This window comes from Pseudomonas sp. PSPC3-2 (assembly GCF_049897085.1).
In the GTDB taxonomy this organism is placed as follows: Bacteria; Pseudomonadota; Gammaproteobacteria; order Pseudomonadales; family Pseudomonadaceae; genus Aquipseudomonas; species Aquipseudomonas paraveronii.
The window spans coordinates 14,111-30,959 of record NZ_JAFCVO010000013.1; the positions used below are offsets into that span (position 1 = coordinate 14,111).

General features: G+C 60.3%; 15 protein-coding genes and 2 pseudogenes. 15 read left to right on the forward strand and 2 right to left on the reverse strand.

The genetic code is table 11. The features are described from left to right. The first annotated feature begins 281 nt into the window (after positions 1-281). The 3 genes from ACP7CJ_RS20770 to ACP7CJ_RS20780 all read left to right on the forward strand — a co-directional run bounded on the left by ACP7CJ_RS20770 (position 282) and on the right by ACP7CJ_RS20780 (position 4,476). Positions 282-2,894 (forward strand): hypothetical protein, encoded by a 2,613-nt coding sequence (locus ACP7CJ_RS20770; protein WP_426101601.1) that lies wholly within the window; start codon positions 282-284, stop codon positions 2,892-2,894. A 242-nt stretch (positions 2,895-3,136) separates the two neighbouring features. Next, positions 3,137-3,871 (forward strand): membrane-targeted effector domain-containing toxin, encoded by a 735-nt coding sequence (locus ACP7CJ_RS20775; RefSeq protein WP_426101603.1) that lies wholly within the window; start codon positions 3,137-3,139, stop codon positions 3,869-3,871. 224 nt (positions 3,872-4,095) lie between these two features. Further along, positions 4,096-4,476: a fe2+ zn2+ uptake regulation protein gene (locus ACP7CJ_RS20780; protein WP_276192838.1), complete on the forward strand. Its 381-nt coding sequence runs from the start codon at positions 4,096-4,098 to the stop codon at positions 4,474-4,476. A gap of 14 nt (positions 4,477-4,490) precedes the next feature. On the opposite strand, the gene ACP7CJ_RS20785 is transcribed toward ACP7CJ_RS20780, so the two are convergent. Next, positions 4,491-4,685, reverse strand: a complete 195-nt coding sequence (locus tag ACP7CJ_RS20785; RefSeq protein ID WP_017846379.1) for a hypothetical protein — start codon at positions 4,683-4,685, stop codon at positions 4,491-4,493. A gap of 172 nt (positions 4,686-4,857) precedes the next feature. On the opposite strand from ACP7CJ_RS20785, the gene ACP7CJ_RS20790 reads away from it, so the two are divergent. Next, the gene (locus ACP7CJ_RS20790; protein ID WP_247399408.1) at positions 4,858-4,995 is read left to right on the forward strand and encodes a hypothetical protein; all 138 of its coding nucleotides are present in this window, start codon (positions 4,858-4,860) and stop codon (positions 4,993-4,995) included. Positions 4,996-5,065: 70 nt separating this feature from the next. Here ACP7CJ_RS20790 and ACP7CJ_RS20795 read toward each other — a convergent pair whose 3' ends face one another. After that, entirely contained in the window at positions 5,066-5,983 is a 918-nt protein-coding gene (locus ACP7CJ_RS20795; protein ID WP_426101605.1) for a LysR family transcriptional regulator, read from the reverse strand. Positions 5,984-6,103: 120 nt separating this feature from the next. On the opposite strand from ACP7CJ_RS20795, the gene ACP7CJ_RS20800 reads away from it, so the two are divergent. The 11 genes and pseudogenes from ACP7CJ_RS20800 (at position 6,104) to ACP7CJ_RS20850 (ending at position 16,827) form a co-directional block, all read left to right on the forward strand. Continuing rightward, positions 6,104-7,099: an aldo/keto reductase gene (locus tag ACP7CJ_RS20800; protein WP_426101607.1), complete on the forward strand. Its 996-nt coding sequence runs from the start codon at positions 6,104-6,106 to the stop codon at positions 7,097-7,099. 144 nt (positions 7,100-7,243) lie between these two features. Further along, positions 7,244-8,377: pseudogene (locus ACP7CJ_RS20805) on the forward strand (HAMP domain-containing protein); the annotation flags it as partial. Between the two features lie 348 nt (positions 8,378-8,725). Next, positions 8,726-9,238, forward strand: a pseudogene (locus ACP7CJ_RS20810) (methyl-accepting chemotaxis protein); the annotation flags it as partial. 90 nt (positions 9,239-9,328) lie between these two features. Continuing rightward, the gene (locus tag ACP7CJ_RS20815; protein ID WP_426101609.1) at positions 9,329-9,790 is read left to right on the forward strand and encodes an SRPBCC family protein; all 462 of its coding nucleotides are present in this window, start codon (positions 9,329-9,331) and stop codon (positions 9,788-9,790) included. Positions 9,791-9,954: 164 nt separating this feature from the next. Beyond that, positions 9,955-10,665 (forward strand): FadR/GntR family transcriptional regulator, encoded by a 711-nt coding sequence (locus tag ACP7CJ_RS20820; RefSeq protein ID WP_426101611.1) that lies wholly within the window; start codon positions 9,955-9,957, stop codon positions 10,663-10,665. 112 nt (positions 10,666-10,777) lie between these two features. Continuing rightward, positions 10,778-11,971: an L-2-hydroxyglutarate oxidase gene (lhgO, locus tag ACP7CJ_RS20825; protein WP_276192832.1), complete on the forward strand. Its 1,194-nt coding sequence runs from the start codon at positions 10,778-10,780 to the stop codon at positions 11,969-11,971. Between the two features lie 82 nt (positions 11,972-12,053). Next, positions 12,054-13,379 (forward strand): MFS transporter, encoded by a 1,326-nt coding sequence (locus tag ACP7CJ_RS20830; RefSeq protein WP_276192831.1) that lies wholly within the window; start codon positions 12,054-12,056, stop codon positions 13,377-13,379. Positions 13,380-13,515: 136 nt separating this feature from the next. Next, the gene (locus ACP7CJ_RS20835) at positions 13,516-14,769 is read left to right on the forward strand and encodes a ferredoxin reductase family protein (protein WP_426101613.1); all 1,254 of its coding nucleotides are present in this window, start codon (positions 13,516-13,518) and stop codon (positions 14,767-14,769) included. A 107-nt stretch (positions 14,770-14,876) separates the two neighbouring features. Next, positions 14,877-15,323 (forward strand): DUF411 domain-containing protein, encoded by a 447-nt coding sequence (locus ACP7CJ_RS20840; RefSeq protein ID WP_276192829.1) that lies wholly within the window; start codon positions 14,877-14,879, stop codon positions 15,321-15,323. A gap of 3 nt (positions 15,324-15,326) precedes the next feature. Then, positions 15,327-15,770 (forward strand): YqaA family protein, encoded by a 444-nt coding sequence (locus tag ACP7CJ_RS20845; RefSeq protein WP_426101615.1) that lies wholly within the window; start codon positions 15,327-15,329, stop codon positions 15,768-15,770. Positions 15,771-15,813: 43 nt separating this feature from the next. Beyond that, the gene (locus ACP7CJ_RS20850) at positions 15,814-16,827 is read left to right on the forward strand and encodes an alpha/beta fold hydrolase (protein ID WP_276192828.1); all 1,014 of its coding nucleotides are present in this window, start codon (positions 15,814-15,816) and stop codon (positions 16,825-16,827) included. Positions 16,828-16,849: the final 22 nt, after the last annotated feature.

Genomic DNA, 16,849 nt, shown 5'->3' on the forward strand with positions numbered 1-16,849 from the left:
ATTAAACCGCCTCACACAGGGCAATGACCCCAACCGTAAGAACGCAAAAACCCGCGAATAATTTAAGTGCGAAAGAGGCCGCATCATTTTTCTACGCCGCGATGGTGGCTAGCCTGACACCAGCACACTCCCAGCGCTGATTGCCACCGTTACACATTCTGACAACCTGCAGAGCCCGCAAGCGGAACACAAACACCTGTTTTCAACACCCAAACGAGCGCCTTCAGACAAAGGCGTTCGTCGGCAAGGACTGCCTCACCGTGTGAAAGAAGGTGCTCATCATGACGTCCGTTACCCTATCTTCCGGCTTACCCATCCAGCCGGTTTACCCCCTGCGGCCCGCGGCTTTACCTACCGACAGCATTGCCCTGGTCGAAGACCCGCCCGCGCAGCACGAAGCCGACAGCAATGACAACCGCCAGGCGCTCAAAACCGCACTGGCACATCGGCGCAACCTGCAAACGCTTGCCCGACAACTCAACCAGGCAGCCCGCTCACTGGCACCGGATGCCACGGGCGAGGCGGTGCTGCGCGCACTGCAAGAAACCCTGATGGACGTTGATCCCGACTCGGCGCTTCATCGTCAAACCCCGCTGGCGCACGAGCAAACAATCAGCCTTGAGACCTTCATCACCCGCCACGGCACGTATATGCCGGCCACGCGTGAAGACCTTTTCGACATGGCCGACGCGCTGATCAATCATTCGTTGTCACACCCTTTGGGCAACTTGGGCGGAGGCCTCAGTTGGGCATTGCCGCTCAGTGAGGAACACCAGCGCGTGGTGCACGATGTGGTGGCCAACAACACTGAGAAACTGCCGGGCCTGCCACTTTTCGATAGCCGGCGTGGCGCATTGGGGTATCTGCTGGAAGGCAACCCGCTATCCAGCGCCGAGTTACAGGACCCTGCCAAAGCGCTGGAAAAACTCCTCGATTCCCCCAAGGCACAGGCGCTGGGCCTGGCGATACAAGCCAAAGTAGACGGCATAGCGACCGACACCAGCGCAAACGACTATGTGCTGACAGCCATCCACTTGGGGCTGGACCCCGAGTCCATCGAACAACCTGGCAGAAATACCGTAGCGGGCTTCAACCTCGCGGCCGATAGCCACTGGGGTATGTCGCCGGCAAGTGTGATTAGCGCGCTGGCCAAACACCTGAGCGACAGCGGCAAAACCTCTGCCGCTACCGCTGATCTCGGGGCAAGGTTGCTGTTAGCCCGGGTGGCGCCGCAATACCTGGTCAAGGATATCCCCGCCACGGTGGTGTACGGCAGCCAAGCGTGGGCCAACTTGTGCATCGCGGTGGCCGCGATTGAAGACCAGGCACCCGGCAAGACCCTGCACATGGATTTTACCGAGGTCATGCGCAACGCCGACTCAATCGCACCCGCAGGTGAATCGGCGCAGAAGGCCGCCTTGATCGACTGGGGCCTGGTGAACGGTTTTCTCGAAACCAAAGACGATTCGGCCTACGACGACGCCGAAATCGAGTACACCCGCGAAGCCTTCAATACCCAACAAAGCGCATTGAGCGCCGCTTCCGAAGGGGTGGGTTCGACACTGCCACGCCGTAAACAGATGGCTCTGGATCTGCTCAAAGCAACATTCGGTGATCGCGATGACTTTGAGGACCGGGTGTTGCGCATCGACTATAAAACCCACGATCCCAAAGCCCCCCGCTTCAGCCAAGCCTATTCGATGCTGGACATCACCCAACAAGGGCTGCAAATCGATGCGCAAGATTGGCAAGTCACAGGCGCGCGCGCGAACATCAATCTTGACGCTTTTGCGCAGTTCACCAATAGCCCGCAGTTCAATATTCCACAGGCTTTCGACACGGCATTCGCCAGCACACTGGACACTATCAAGCAGGTCAAAAAATACTCAATCATCAGTGCCCTTGACCGCTTGCCGCTGGCAGACCGAAGACGCTTCAATTATGGAAAAATCACGCTTTTCAAGGAAAACGACTACCGAACCAGTTTGATTCCTTTTGTCCAAGACAAGCTCTTTCACACCAGCCCAAAGATCCTCGTACACACCGAATATCAAAGCAGCCATCAGACATACGAGTTCGATAGCACGACCGGCATCATTTCCAAGGTTGACCAGAGCAGGACCCGTCGGCCACCCCAATATGTGTCGGATGAAGTCAACAAAATTGAAGCGTTCTCCCCCCATGGGTCAGCCTACAACTCCGACGGAGACGAAAAGACTCCGCGATACCCCACATTCAACACCTTTCGCAGCCAGCGAACCCACTATATCGCCGACGCTGTCATCAAGGCGCTAGGGTTTGATGACCCCGCAGTAAAGCAACACGCGGCAGGCAACACGCCGTCCGAGGCGAGACGCGCATGGGTGAGTTCAGCGACAGACGCACTGTTGAACTTGATCCCTTTCAGATCGGCCATCACAAACTTGCGCAACGGGAACTATAAGGACGGCGCCATTGACCTGGCGATTGATGTATTTGGCTTTGTCACGGCCGGGCTGGGCAATGCCGCAAGACTCGGCAAGGCAGTAGCGGGCGCGGGTTCAACCCTGGGCAAATTGGCGCAGAGCGGGAAAATCCTCGGTGTTACCGCACTCAATGCCTTCAACCCTTTGAGCGGCACAGGTGACTTGGCGGTGGGTGCCGGCAGACTCGTCACGAGTGGCGTCAGCGCCGGCGCGCAAGGCCTGCGCAAACTGCGTGGCGCGGCAAACAGCCAGGCCCTGCTTATCGCCAGCCAACAGTACGAGGGGCTGCAACAGGACTCTTCAAGGTCGGCACACATTCGGTGGAAGGCACTGCCGTGCGCCAACGTGGCAAATGGCATGCCTTCGATTCCGATACGATGCTGCCTTATGGCCCCACGCTCGACTCGTTTACCCCTACCCACACGCTGATGCCGCCATCGCCCAACCCCCAACAACCGGGGCGATCTGCGCGTGATCATCGCTTCAACCCGCTGAGCAGGCCGTCACGCCCGCCACTCAGTCGACCGCCGGCTGGGCAACCAGTCGAGCGCGTGCGCAAAACAGACCATTTGCCCGACTCCGAGTACGTGAGCAGTCTCCGCGGCCGACCCAGCGAGGGTCACTTCACCCCCAGCCGAAAGCAGGCAACCCGTGACAAATTCACCCAGGAAATGCGCGATTTCTATACGCGCATGGCCGCCGACGGGCAGCCACCCCGCCCCGTTGTCCCGAATATCAGCGCCCCAAAAAGAACCCCCGACGTCATTGCGGATGCGTTTAGCACCGCGCCGGGCCTGGTATTTGGAGAATCCCACAACAACCTGGCCTCTTTCCGAACCTTGTATGACAACGTCGATTTGTTTGTTCAAAACAAGGTGAAAAAGCTATTCGTCGAAGGCCTCGTGTACGACAAAATAATGCGCTGGAAAGATGATGGCATGGGCAGGATCGGGCTCGCACACCGCCCCCCCAACCAACGCCCGACCCTGGGTGAACTGTTGAAAAAATTCGAAGATAACCAGATCGAAATCGTGCCGCTCGATCATTTTTACCTGACCCGGCACAACGACGAACGCCACCTGTTTGGCGCCATCAAGACACCTGAACAAGCCACACAACGACTCGAAGAGTTCAACTACTACGCCACCCGCACCATTGAGCAACACGCAGGCGGCGACAAGTGGATTGCCCTGGTGGGACGCCACCATGTCAATACCACCCAGAATGTTCCGGGGCTTTCCGAATTGACCGGCGGCACCGGTATTGCCGTGTATGAAAGAGCGGGACGGGGCACCTATGGCGTTCAGTCGGCAGACCCACGGCCAGGCCCCTCAGGCACCCTCACTGCCTCGGATGAGTTGACCGGCGACCTACAGATTTTTGCAGGAGAACTTTGGCCCGCGTGACGGAAACAGAAACCATAAGGCCCGGCATAACCACTTCGGCAGAGGCGTTGCTGGCATAGCGCGGTTTCGCGAAAAGGCGGTTATCTATGGCGACGGCGATGTGACAAGGCGAATACCGACAAAATTTCTACATCCGGCACTTCATTATTTGCATCGCTCGTTCGTCTTATTTAGGTAAGAGCGCCCTCATTTTCCTGATCAGGCTCTGATAAGGAGTTTTTTGCATGTACAACTCGCAACTGCCCAAGGACGGACATTCACCGACCGCCGATGCCACTTATGGCAGTGGCGCTCAAGCGTTCGGTAACGCCCCCGAACAGCATGGCAATCAGCGCATTCGCCATTTGCTCAAGTGTTTTGGTTTGCGTACCAGCCTGATCCGGTTGAAGGTCATCGACGCCCTCCTCACCGCCGCCGGCAACCAGCGCACCCTCGGGGTACGCGGTGTACACAGCCATTTGCTGGAGCTGGGCATCCCGCTGTCGTTTCTCAGCGTGCGCGAGGTGCTCAAGCGCTTGTGCAGCGAAGGCGTGATCACCCTCAATGCCGATAAAAGCTACAGCCTCCATGAAGAGGCTGCCAAAGTACTCGAAGGCCGCGCCTGACCCACGCACGTGAATCAGAAGTTAGGCTTGACCTTGCGACGCATCACTCCATTGATCACTACCACAGTTACCGCCACCGCAATGGCGATGTACTGAAACGTTTTTTCGCTGATAACCCCGGTGTTCTGCAGGTAGGACAGGCCAAACATCGTACCCAGTACGACCAGGGAAATCAGAATCGAGTATTTCAAACGTTGCTTTTGGGTCATGACGGGTTCCTGAACCTTGAGAATGTATCCACTTTGTATCGCCGAACATGCCAAGCACATACCCGTTTGCGGGGATGGAATCGGGTCGGCAGAGTCTCATGTTACAGGCGATGAAAAACTTTGGCTTGTCCGTCGCCTGATTGAACCTGTGAGCACCCAAGAGGATTTTGAAATGTTCCGTCGAATCACACTGTTGATTCCCTTGTTGATCATCCTGAGCATGAGCGGCTGCATCATTTTCCCACACGGTGGCGGCGGCTGGCATGACCATCGTTACTATGGTGGCGGGCCCGGTTACTATCACCGCTAATCCCCTCTGGGCCTCGCTTTCCTGTCGGAAAGCGAGACCGCTTCCCTGAGCAACGATGTACCCATCGACCTCAAGGCCTGCGTTGCAACCCAGTGTCAGAGCCGGCACACAACGCCACCAGCCAATCGACAAACACCCGTACTCGCTGGGACAACTGGCGGTGTGGCGGGTACAACGCCGTCAGCGGCAATTGCGGTGGCTGGATCTCCCTCAACACTTCCACCAACCTGCCCGCTTGCAGTTGCTGCCTGGCGTGGTAGTACGGCGTCTGCACCAGCCCATAGCCCGCTTCGCAGGCAGCGAGGTAACCGTCGGCGCTGTTGACGGCCACCTGCTTGGGCAAGTCGACCCGACGAATCTCCTCACCCACCTGGAACTCCAAGCCGTAGCGCTTGCCACTGACGCTGGAAAAGTACTCGACCACTTGGTGGCCGGCCAGCGCGTCGAGATCGCCGGGCACGCCGAATCGTTGCAGATACCCAGGGCTGGCGCAGGTGACCTGATCCATCATCGCCAGGGGCCGTGCCACCAGTGACTCATCCAGGGCCAGCCCACCGCGCAGCACGCAATCCACGCCCTCGCGGATCAGGTCCACCGGGCGGTCGTTAAGGCCGATTTCCAGGTTGATCTGCGGGTAGCGTGCGGTAAATTCCGGCAGTGCCGGAATCACCAGAAAGCGACCGATCCCCGCAGGCATATCAATGCGCAAGGTGCCGCGAGGGCTACGCCGCGTGTTGGAGAACACCGCTTCAGTCTCTTCAAGGTCCGCCAGCAGGCTGACGCAACGCTGGTAGTACGCGGCGCCATCCAGCGTTGGGCTGACTTGGCGCGTGGTGCGCTGCAACAACTGCACGCCAAGGTGCGCTTCCAGTTGCTTGATCAAGATGGTCACCGAGGCGCGCGGCAGTTGCAGGCTGTCGGCGGCCTTGGCGAACCCGCCCAACTCGACAATTCGTGTGAACACGCGCATGGCGTTAAATCGGTCCAAAGCCGGACGTCCTCGTGGATTATTTAGATTTTCTTAATAGTGATAGCGGTTTTAGCCGGTTTATCCCAGCGTTGTCGAGGACAACAATGCAGGCCTTTCCCCTCCAAGGAGCTGCACCCGATGTACACTCGACAACTCGGTAAAAACGGCCCTCACGTTTCCGCCATCGGCCTCGGCTGCATGGGCATGACGGACTTTTACACCACCGGCACCGACACCCAGGAAGCCATCAAGACCCTGCACCGCGCCTTAGAGCTCGGCGTCACCCTGCTCGACACCGCCGACATGTATGGCCCTCACACCAATGAGGCACTGATCGGCAAAGCCATCGCCGGCAAGCGCGAGCAGGTGTTCCTGGCCAGCAAATTCGGCTTCGTGCGCGACCCGGCTAACCCGGCGACGCGCGGGGTGAACGGTCGCCCTGAATACATCCGCGAAGCCATTGACGGCACCTTGAAACGCCTGGGCGTGGACACCCTCGACCTCTATTACCAGCACCGCATCGACCCCCAGGTCGCCATCGAAGAAAGCGTCGGCGCCATGGCCGAACTGGTCAAGCAAGGCAAGGTACGTTACCTGGGCCTGAGCGAAGTGTCCGTCGCCAGCCTGGAACGGGCCCACAAGGTTCACCCGATCAGCGCCTTGCAAAGCGAATACTCGCTGTGGAGCCGCGACCAGGAAGACAACGGCTGCCTGGCAGCCTGTCAGCGCCTGGGCATCGCCTTCGTGCCGTACAGCCCACTAGGTCGCGGCTTTCTCACCGGCGCCTTGAAAAGCCCAGAGGATTTCGCCGCTGACGACTACCGTCGCTCCAGCCCACGATTCCAGGGCGAGAACTTCGCGAAGAACCTGCTGTTGGTGGACCAGGTGCAAGCCCTGGCCCAGGAAAAAGGCTTAACGGCCGGGCAATTGGCGTTGGCCTGGGTACTCGCGCAAGGTGATTACCTGATTCCTATCCCCGGCACCAAGCAACGCAAATACTTGGAAGAGAATGTGGCGGCACTGGACATCACCCTGACTGCTGCCGAATTGGCGGCGCTGACGTCGATCTTCCCGGTGGGCGCAACTGCCGGCCTGCGTTACACCGAAGCCGCAATGGACCTGCTGAACACGTAAGTGATTCGGGTCGAGCGCGCCGGTTCAGGGGCGCGCGGCAATTCTTGCACGACGGTGCCTAAAGCTCCCCACCGCCAGGCCGATACCCCTACGAAGCTCTAAAAAAGCCGCGTCGACAATAAACGCTTCGTAAGGACGACCCCCATGCCCTCATTGCGCTCCATTCAAGCCCGCTACACCCTGTTTCTGGTGCTGTTCGTCCTGGTGCTATTTGTGTTGACAGTGGTGGGCATCGGCCAGTTGGTCGCGCCCACGTTGCGCCATACCGAAGAACAAGTGGTGCTCAACCGCATCGCCGAAGTGGCCGAACAGATCCAGGGCGAGCTGAATAAGGTTCAGGCCCAGCAACGCAGCATCACCCAGACCATCCCCCTGCTCGACAGCGATGCGATCGACAAGGTGCTGCCTGGCCTGGTGGATCAATACGGCGAGCTGAAAGTATTCGGCGGCGGGATCTGGCCGCTGCCTAACCAACGCACCCCCGGACGCAACAAGCACAGCACGTTCTGGCACCGCGATGCGTCGGGCAAACTGGCAGTGAACACCTTCTGGAACAGTGACCCCGCCCCCAACTACTACGACCAGAGCTGGTACAAAGGCGGCCTTGCCGCACCGCGCGGTCAATGTGCCTGGGCCGCAGCCTACAAGGACGACGCCAGCCAGGAGCCGCGCACCAACTGCGCCATGGCGATCCAGCGAGACGGCGCGGCGTATGGCGTGGCCACCATCGACGTGACCCTGGGCTTTTTCAATGACCTGGTGGCGAGCAAGGAAAAAGACATCGGCGGGCAAATGCTGATCGTCGAAGGCGACGGCAAGATCATCAGCAACAGCACGCGCATCAGCGGCCCGGTGGTATTGAAAAACATCAGCGAACTGAGCGGCGCCTCGGCGTTCGCCGCCCAGGTCAGCGCTGCCCTCGCCCACCGTGAGCAGAAACTACAACGCAGCGAGTTCGACAACCAGGGCGTGGCGAGCACCTTCTATATGCGCCCCATCGAAGGCACGCCGTGGTTCCTCGCCACCGCCCTGCCCACCTCGCTGATCACCGCCCAGCGCGACGATGTGCTCGGCTCCCTGGCCCTGCTGCAAATTCCCATGGTGTTGCTGCTGGTGCTGCTGGCGGCCTATGCGATCCACCAACTGGTGCAGCGCATGAAAACACTGAAAACCAATATCGACGCGCTCTCCAACGGCGATGCCGACCTGACGCGACGCATCACCATCCGCGCCGAAGATGAACTGGGCGCCATCGGCCACTCGGTGAACCGATTTATCGTTTACCTGCAAAACATGATCGGTGAAGTGACCCAAGCCACCGGCGCCATGTCGACGAGCCTGGAGCAATTGCAGCAGACCTCGGCACAAGCCAACAAGATCCTGGTGCGGCATGCCTCGGAGACCGATCAGACCGTCACCGCCATCACCGAAATGAGCTCCACCGCCGACACCGTCGCGCAAAATGCCGCGCAAACCGCCGCCTTCACCCAGCGCGCCAATGAGCATGCCGACCGTTCCCGCGTGGTGGTGGGCGAAGCCTCAAGCAGCGTCGGCGCCTTGATCGGCGAAGTCGCCAGCGCCACCCACACCGTGGAAAACATGCGCCAGGACGCCGCACGCATCACCGAAACCCTCGGCGTGATCGGCGCGATCGCCGGCCAGACCAACCTGCTGGCCCTCAACGCAGCGATTGAGGCGGCGCGGGCCGGCGAGCAAGGCCGTGGTTTCGCGGTGGTGGCGGACGAAGTGCGCGCACTGGCCGCGCGCACCCAGGCCAGCACCTCGCAGATCAACGAAATGCTCGCACGGCTGACCATCGGCGTGAGTTCGTCGGTGGCGGCCATGGAAAACACCCAGGCCAGTTGCCAGTCGGCAGCGGATGCCACGGCGCGGGTGAACATCGGCCTGGACGAAATGGCCGGTTCGGTCAGCCATATCAACAACCTCAGCACCCAGATTGCGACAGCCGCCGAGCAGCAAAGCGCCGTGACCGAGGAAATCAACCGCAGCATGGTTCATATCCGACATATGGTCGAGGAACTGGTGCAAAGCGGCCATGCCACTGAAACCAATACCCAAAGCCTGCTCAACGCCAATGGCCGGGTGATCGCGTTGATGAGTCGCTTCAAGGTGCGGTGATAAATTAATGAGACACTCCCGTGCAATGCATGGGAGTAGGTCTATTCTGACAGCTCCCGGCGCGTAGTTTCGCCACACAGGAGGTGTGCCATGCGCGCTGTCGAGCAGTCGGTCCGCTTGGCACGGATCAGTCAGGAACGCTTTATCCAAGCCCCAATCGATGCGGTCTACCGCTATGTGACCCAGCCGGATCGCTGGCACGAATGGCACCCCACCTCCCTCAGCGCCGACACCGGCACCACCGGTTCACTCCCCGCCGGCACGCGCTTTACCGAGGTGATCGACCTGCTGGGCGTGCGGGTTCCCATGAGCTACCGCGTACAGATCGCCCGTCCCCCGGAAGAATTCAAGGCGGTGTTCACCTCCCTGGCCGTCGACGGCTCGATTCATTACAGCCTGCAGGCCTTTCGTGACGGCACGCTGTTCAAGCGCGTGTTGACCTATGAAACCGAATTGCAACTCACCGGCTTGCACGAACGCATGATTGAACTGTCCACAATCGCGCTGGACCAGCTCAAGCAGCGCTTGGAAAACCCCGCCTTCATCGAATGAATCAGCATCGCCAGGGGGGTTGCGTCGAGCTTCAGCGCGGCCGTAATGCGCCGAAGTATTGACTGCAAGCCTACCGGCTCAACGAGCAGACAGATCCGACACCCTCTTGACAAGGCAAAACCGCAACCTCTATTGTCTGACAACCTGACTACTAAGGTTTTCCCATGCTTGAGCTCCAGCGCCCTGACTCGCTCGTTGTACGGGTTGTCAGCGCCATCCGCGCCGAAATCGATTCTGGCCAATTGGCGCCCGAGTCGCGTTTGCCCACTGAACAGCAACTGGCTGAACAACTGAACGTCAGCCGTTCGGTGGTGCGCGAAGCCATTGCCCAGCTCAAGGCCGACGGCGTGCTGACGGCCAAGCGCGGCCTGGGCTCATTTATCTCGCAAAACCCTACTGGCACAGTGTTTCGCTTCCCGGAAAAAAACGGTCGCCGTCCGGACCTCGCGCAAATGTTCGAAGTGCGCCTGTGGATCGAAACCCAGGCCGCCTCGATCGCCGCCCAACGCCGTGACGCCGGCGACCTGCAACGCATGAAGAACGCCCTGCAGGAAATGCACGACAAGCGCGCCGACTTCGAGGCCGCCGCCCTCGCCGATGTCGAGTTTCACCGCACCATCGCCGAAGCCAGCAAGAATGACTACTTTGTCGCCTTCCATGACTTTCTGCGCAGCCAGTTGGCCAGTGCGCGCAAAACCGCCTGGGAAAACTCGGCGTCGCATTTTGCCAGTGGCTCGGCCGACGCCACCCAGGAACACCAGGCGCTTTACCAGGCCATCGCCGATGGTGATGCTCAAGCGGCCGCAGCCAATGCCGAAGCGCACCTGCGCGCAGCGGCCAAACGCCTGCAACTTGAGCTGCCTGCCACGAACTGAATGATCCAAGCTTTCTGCAGCGTGCCTCGGGCACGCCATTTTTTTAACAAAAACATTAGTCTGACAACCTGATAAGCAGACTGAAATGTGCAGCCCCTAGGTACTCCAAACCATGATTTATGACTTCTGCATCATCGGCGGTGGCATCGTCGGCCTGGCCACTGCGATGGAGCTGCTCAAACGCCAGCCCAACGCTTCACTGGTGATCCTGGAAAAAGAAGCCACGCTGGCCAAGCACCAGACCGGGCATAACAGCGGGGTGATTCACGCCGGCATCTACTACGCACCCGGTAGCCTCAAGGCCGATTTGTGTAAACGCGGCGCCGAGGCCACCAAACAGTTTTGCCGCGAGCACGGGATCAAATTCGAGGTATGCGGCAAGTTGCTGGTGGCCTCCACGCCTCTGGAAATGCAGCGGATGGAGGCACTCTATGCGCGCTCGCAGTTGAATCACCTGAAGGTCGAACGCCTGGACGCCGACCAACTGCGCCAGCGCGAGCCCAACATCATCGGTCTCGGCGGCTTGTTTCTCGACGCTACCGGCATTGTCGATTACCGCCAGGTCTGCGAAACCATGGCCCAGGTGATTCGCCGACAAGGCGGTGAAATCTGCCTGGAGCGCACCGTCACCGCGATTTCGGAAGACACCGACAAGGTCACCGTCAACACCCGTGGCGAAGCCTGGCAAGCCAGGCACCTGGTGGTCTGTGGCGGCTTGCAGTCGGATCGGCTGGCGACAATGGCCGGGGTCAAGATCGACCACCAGATCATTCCCTTTCGCGGCGAGTACTTCCGCCTACCGGCGTCGAAGAACAACCTCGTCAACCACCTGATCTACCCGATCCCGGACCCGGAACTGCCGTTCCTCGGCGTTCACCTGACGCGGATGATCGATGGCAGCGTCACGGTCGGTCCCAACGCAGTACTGGGCCTGGGCCGGGAGAACTACCGCAAGTTCTCGATCAACTGGCGCGACGTGGCGCAGTACGCCAGCTTCCCCGGTTTCTGGAAAACCCTCTGGCAGAACCTGGGTTCGGGCAGCGTCGAGATGAAGAACTCACTGTTCAAATCCGGCTACCTGGCGCAATGCCGCAAGTACTGCCCGTCGTTGAACCTCGAAGATTTACTGCCCTTTGAAGCAGGCATCCGCGCCCAGGCCGTGATGCGCGACGGCAGCCTGGTCCACGACTTTCTGTTCGCCCAGACGCCCCGCATGCTCCACGTCTGCAACGCGCCCTCGCCCGCGGCGACCTCGGCGATTCCCATCGGCGAAATGATCGCCGACCGCATGTTCACACCAAGCTGATACCGCTTCCCCGGCCTCACCCGGACCAACGCAACAAGCGTCACTTTGACAATAAATATAATGACTCAGAAGGAAGTACAGAATGACGGCGACACCCCATACCGCTGCCCCGGAAACGCCTGCACACAGCAAAAAACGCCTGCGCAAAGTCGCCGCCGCCACGATCTTCGGGTCGATGCTGGAGTGGTACGACTTTTACCTGTACGCCACCATGGCGGCCATCGTGTTCTCGAAGATTTTCTTTGATAACAGCGACCCGAAAACCGCCTCGCTCATGGCCTTTTCCACCTTTGCCATCGGCTTTATCGCCCGGCCGTTCGGCGGCATTCTGTTCGGCTACCTGGGGGACAAATTCGGCCGCAAACAAGTGCTGGTATTGACCTTCTGCATGATGGGCGTGTGTACCACGCTGATCGGCCTGATCCCCAGCTATGCCTCCATCGGCATCTGGGCGCCGATCATCCTGGTGTTTATCCGGATCATCCAGGGGCTGGGCGCCGGGGCCGAGTTGTCCGGCGCGGCGGTCACCTCCTACGAGCACGCGTCGGAAGGCAAGCGCGGCAGCCAGGGCGCCTGGCCGGCACTGGGCCTGAACCTGGGCTTGCTGCTGTCTTCATTGACCGTGTACCTGCTGACCATCAACGGCAACGACTTCATGCTGGCAGGCGGCTGGCGCATCCCGTTCATCTGCAGCATCGCGTTGGTCGGCGTCGGCCTATGGGTGCGCAACAGCATTCCGGAAACCCCGGAGTTCAAGGAGTTGAGCCAGGCAGCTGCGGCCGCCAAGCCTTCGCCGCTCAAAGCGCTGTTCAAGAATGACCTCAAGGGGTTGGCCGTGGTGTTCTTCGTAGCCATTGGCTACAACGCCTTAAGCTATATCTTCAAGACGTTTTCCCTGGCCTACCTGACTCAGTTCAAAGGCGTCGATGTGCATGTCACGTCGCTGTCGGTGACCATTGCCAGCCTGATCGCCATCGTCGCGGTGCCGTGCTTCGGCTGGCTGTGCGACAAATGGAGCAGCAAAAAAGTACTGGTACTCGGCGGCGTCTGCTCGCTGTTGTTTGCCTACCCGTTCCTGGCCCTGCTCGATACCGGCGAAAGCTTGATGATCTACATTGCTATCGGCGTCGGTACCGGCCTGCTCGCCCCCATGATGTTCGCACCCCAGGGCTCGTTCTTAAGCCGTCAATTTCCCACCCAGACGCGCTCCTCGGGCTTCGGCACCGGCCGCGAAATCGGCACCGCTATCGCCGGCGGCCTGGCGCCGCTGGGCGCCTTGTCCCTAGTCGCCGCATCACCGACCCACGCTACGGGTGGCGTGGTGATTATCCTCGCGATCGCGGCACTGCTGGTGGTGGTGTTCGCCCTGTGCGACCAGGGCCGTAAACACTCGACCTTCAAGAACTGACCGAGAAACGTCGGCCAGACGTCGGCCCATGCCCCCGCACATGACCGACGTCAAGGCCGCCCTTCGCGTAACCGGATACCCTGAAAAACGAGAGATGAGCACTCACTCACCCCCGAAGAAACCCTAGGAGTACCCGTTGAAAACCCGCCACTGCCTCGTCGTCCTCTTTCTGATCACGACGTTGACGTTACTCGTTGATATCCCGGTCGATACCTGGCTGACCTCAGCGACCCTCAGCTTGCTGCTCGGCACTGCCGCCCTGGTGTACATGGCGACGTCCTGCATACTGGCCAGTCGTTGGTCGGTGGTGGAGAGCGTGTTTGGCGGCCTGGATCGCGTCTATGAGGTACACAAGTGGCTGGGCATCTGGGCGCTGGTGTTTGCCACGTATCACTTTGTGTTCAAGGCCAACCTGGATGTGTGGAACAGCGTGCCCATCATGGAGCTGCCCAAATACTGGACGCGCCTGGTACGTCAGTTGAGCTACGTGGCGCTGGGCCTGATCGTGTTGTTGGCGTTGAACCGCAACATCCCTTACAGCGTCTGGCGCTGGTGGCACAAACTGTCTGGCCCGCTGTTCCTGCTCGTGATCCTGCACTGGCTGAGCTTCAAATCGCCGATCACCCTGGCCAGTCCATCGGGCGTCTGGTTGATGTTGTGCTGTGGCCTGGGTGTAATCGCGGTCTTCTATAAACTGGTGCTCTACCCCTCGGTGGCTCGTGCCGGCGAATACCGGGTGACGGCCGTCAACCGCGCCAACGGCGCCCTGCATTTGACACTGGCGCCGATTCACACAGGGTTCGACTTCAAGGCGGGGCAGTTCGCGTTCCTGGCGATGCAGGTCAAAGGACTGCGCGAGCCGCATCCGTTCACGATCGCCAGCGCAAACAGTGCGAACGGGCAGATTTCGTTCATGATCAGAGGGCTGGGCGATTACACCAACGCCCTGGCAGACTGCGCCAAGGTTGGCATGCGCGCCGATCTGTATGCGCCTTACGGGCGCTTCAAGCGCGTCGTCCAGGCCGAGCGGGAAATCTGGATCGGCGCTGGCGTGGGTATTTCACCGTTTATTTCCTGGCTGCAAGACCCCGCGGCCAAAGACTTCGGCAAAGCCACGCTGGTCTATTGCTTCACGCCCTCGCGCGCCTTCCCGCCCGCCGAGCAGGTGCAAACCATGGCCCGCTTACGGGGTGCGCAATTCGTCAGTAATGCCGGCGGCCTCGAGCGCTTGGCCGACACCCTGCGCCAGGCCGTGACCGAGACCGACCCCGACAAGGTGCATGTCAGCTTCTGTGGCCCCAAGGGTTTGCTGGTCAAGGTCCGCGAACTGATGAACGCCCAGCGGATTCCGCTGGCCAACCTGCACAGCGAACGGTTCGAGTTTCGCTGAAACAACCGAACGCGGATCAACCCAGCCCCCGAAGGGGGTTTGGCGGCGCACATAAACTGGCATGATAGCGCCCATCCGACGACCTTCTCTGACGTGCGAGACGCCCCATGAAAATCCCATTGCGACTGGCCCTGCTTTCAGCCCTGTTGACCACCGGCCTGGCCCAGGCGGCCGACCTGATCCCTATCGACGTACACCGCGACGCCAACTGCGGGTGCTGCAAGCAATGGATCAGCCATCTGGAAAGCCACGGTTTCAAGGTCAATGACCACGTTGAAGCCGATATGAGCGCGGTCAAACAACGCCTCGGCGTCGCGCCGCGCCTGGGGTCGTGCCATACCGCCGTGATCGACGGCAAGTTCGTCGAAGGCCACGTACCCGCCGAACAAGTGTTGGCGCTGCGCAAGCGCGATGATTTGCTCGGCATCGCCGCGCCGGGCATGCCCATGGGTTCGCCCGGCATGGAAATGGACGGCCACGGTGACGCCTACCAAGTCATTGGCCTGACCCGCGACGGCAAAGATGTGGTGGTGGCCGACTACCCGGCACACTGATCGATGCTGACGGGATACCTGGGGCTGTTTTTCGCGGCATTCGGCGCCGCCACACTCCTGCCCTTGCAGTCGGAAGCCGTGCTGGTGGGCCTGCTGCTCAGCGGGCATTACAGCCTGTGGTGGCTGCTGGGCATCGCCACGCTGGGCAATGTACTCGGCTCGCTGGTCAATTGGCTGCTGGGGCGCTCGATCGAGCACGTCAAGGCGCGACGCTGGTTTCCGGTCAACGCCAGGCAACTCGACAAGGCGCGCCGCCACTATGAACGCTGGGGGCATTGGACGTTATTGCTCAGTTGGGTACCGATCATTGGCGACCCGCTGACCTTGATCGCCGGGGTGATGCGTGAGCCACTGTGGCGCTTTTTGCTGTTGGTGACCCTGGCCAAGGGCGTGCGTTATGGCGTGCTGGCCGCGCTGACCCTGCATTGGGTGTTAATCCCCACTTAATCGCCTGCAAACAGCATCCGGGCACCCTACTCGGAGCCCCGCCATGCCTCTAATCCGCACCTTTTGCGTTGCGGGCCTGCTCGCCGTTGGCGCAGTGCCCGCGTTCGCCGCCAGCGAAGGCCCCCGCTACGGGCCTGAGCTGCAGGGTTTCCAATACCCCTACCCGGTTGAGCATTTCAACTTCCAGTCCCAGGGCAAATCCCTGCAAATGGGCTACATGGACATCCCGGCCACCGGCAAAGCCAACGGTCGCAGCGTGGTGCTGCTGCACGGCAAGAACTTCTGCGGCGCCACGTGGGAGGGTTCGATCAAGGCGTTGAGCGACGCCGGTTACCGCGTGATCGCACCCGACCAGATCGGCTTCTGTACCTCCAGCAAGCCCGACAGCTACCAGTACAGCTTCCAGCAACTGGCGATCAATACCCACCAATTGCTGGAACAACTCGGCATTCAAAAGGCCACCCTGCTCGGCCACTCCACCGGCGGCATGCTCGCCACCCGTTACGCGCTGCTGTACCCAGAGCAAACCGAACAACTGGCGCTGGTCAACCCGATCGGCCTGGAAGACTGGAAGGCCCTCGGCGTGCCTTATCGCAGCGTCGACCAATGGTACGCGCGCGAACTGCAGGTGAGCGCCGACGGCATCCGCAGCTATGAGCGCGACACCTACTACGCCGGCCACTGGAAGCCCGAATACGAGCGCTGGGTACAGATGCTCGCCGGCATGAACAAAGGCCCCGGCCACACCCAGGTGGCATGGAACTCCGCGTTGATTTACGACATGATCTTCACCCAGCCGGTGTACTACGAGTTCAAGGACTTGCAGATGCCGACCCTGCTGCTGATCGGCACCAGCGACACCACCGCCATCGGCAAGGACCTCGCGCCCCCGGCGGTCAAGGCGAAGATCGGGCACTACGAGGTGCTGGGCAAACAGGTGGCCAAATTGATTCCCCACGCCACGCTGGTGGAGTTTCCGGGCCTGGGCCACGCACCGCAGATGGAAGAACCGGCACAGTTCCACAAGGCCTTGCTGCAAGGGCTCAACGGCCTTTAATCCAACTTTATGAGAGGCACGC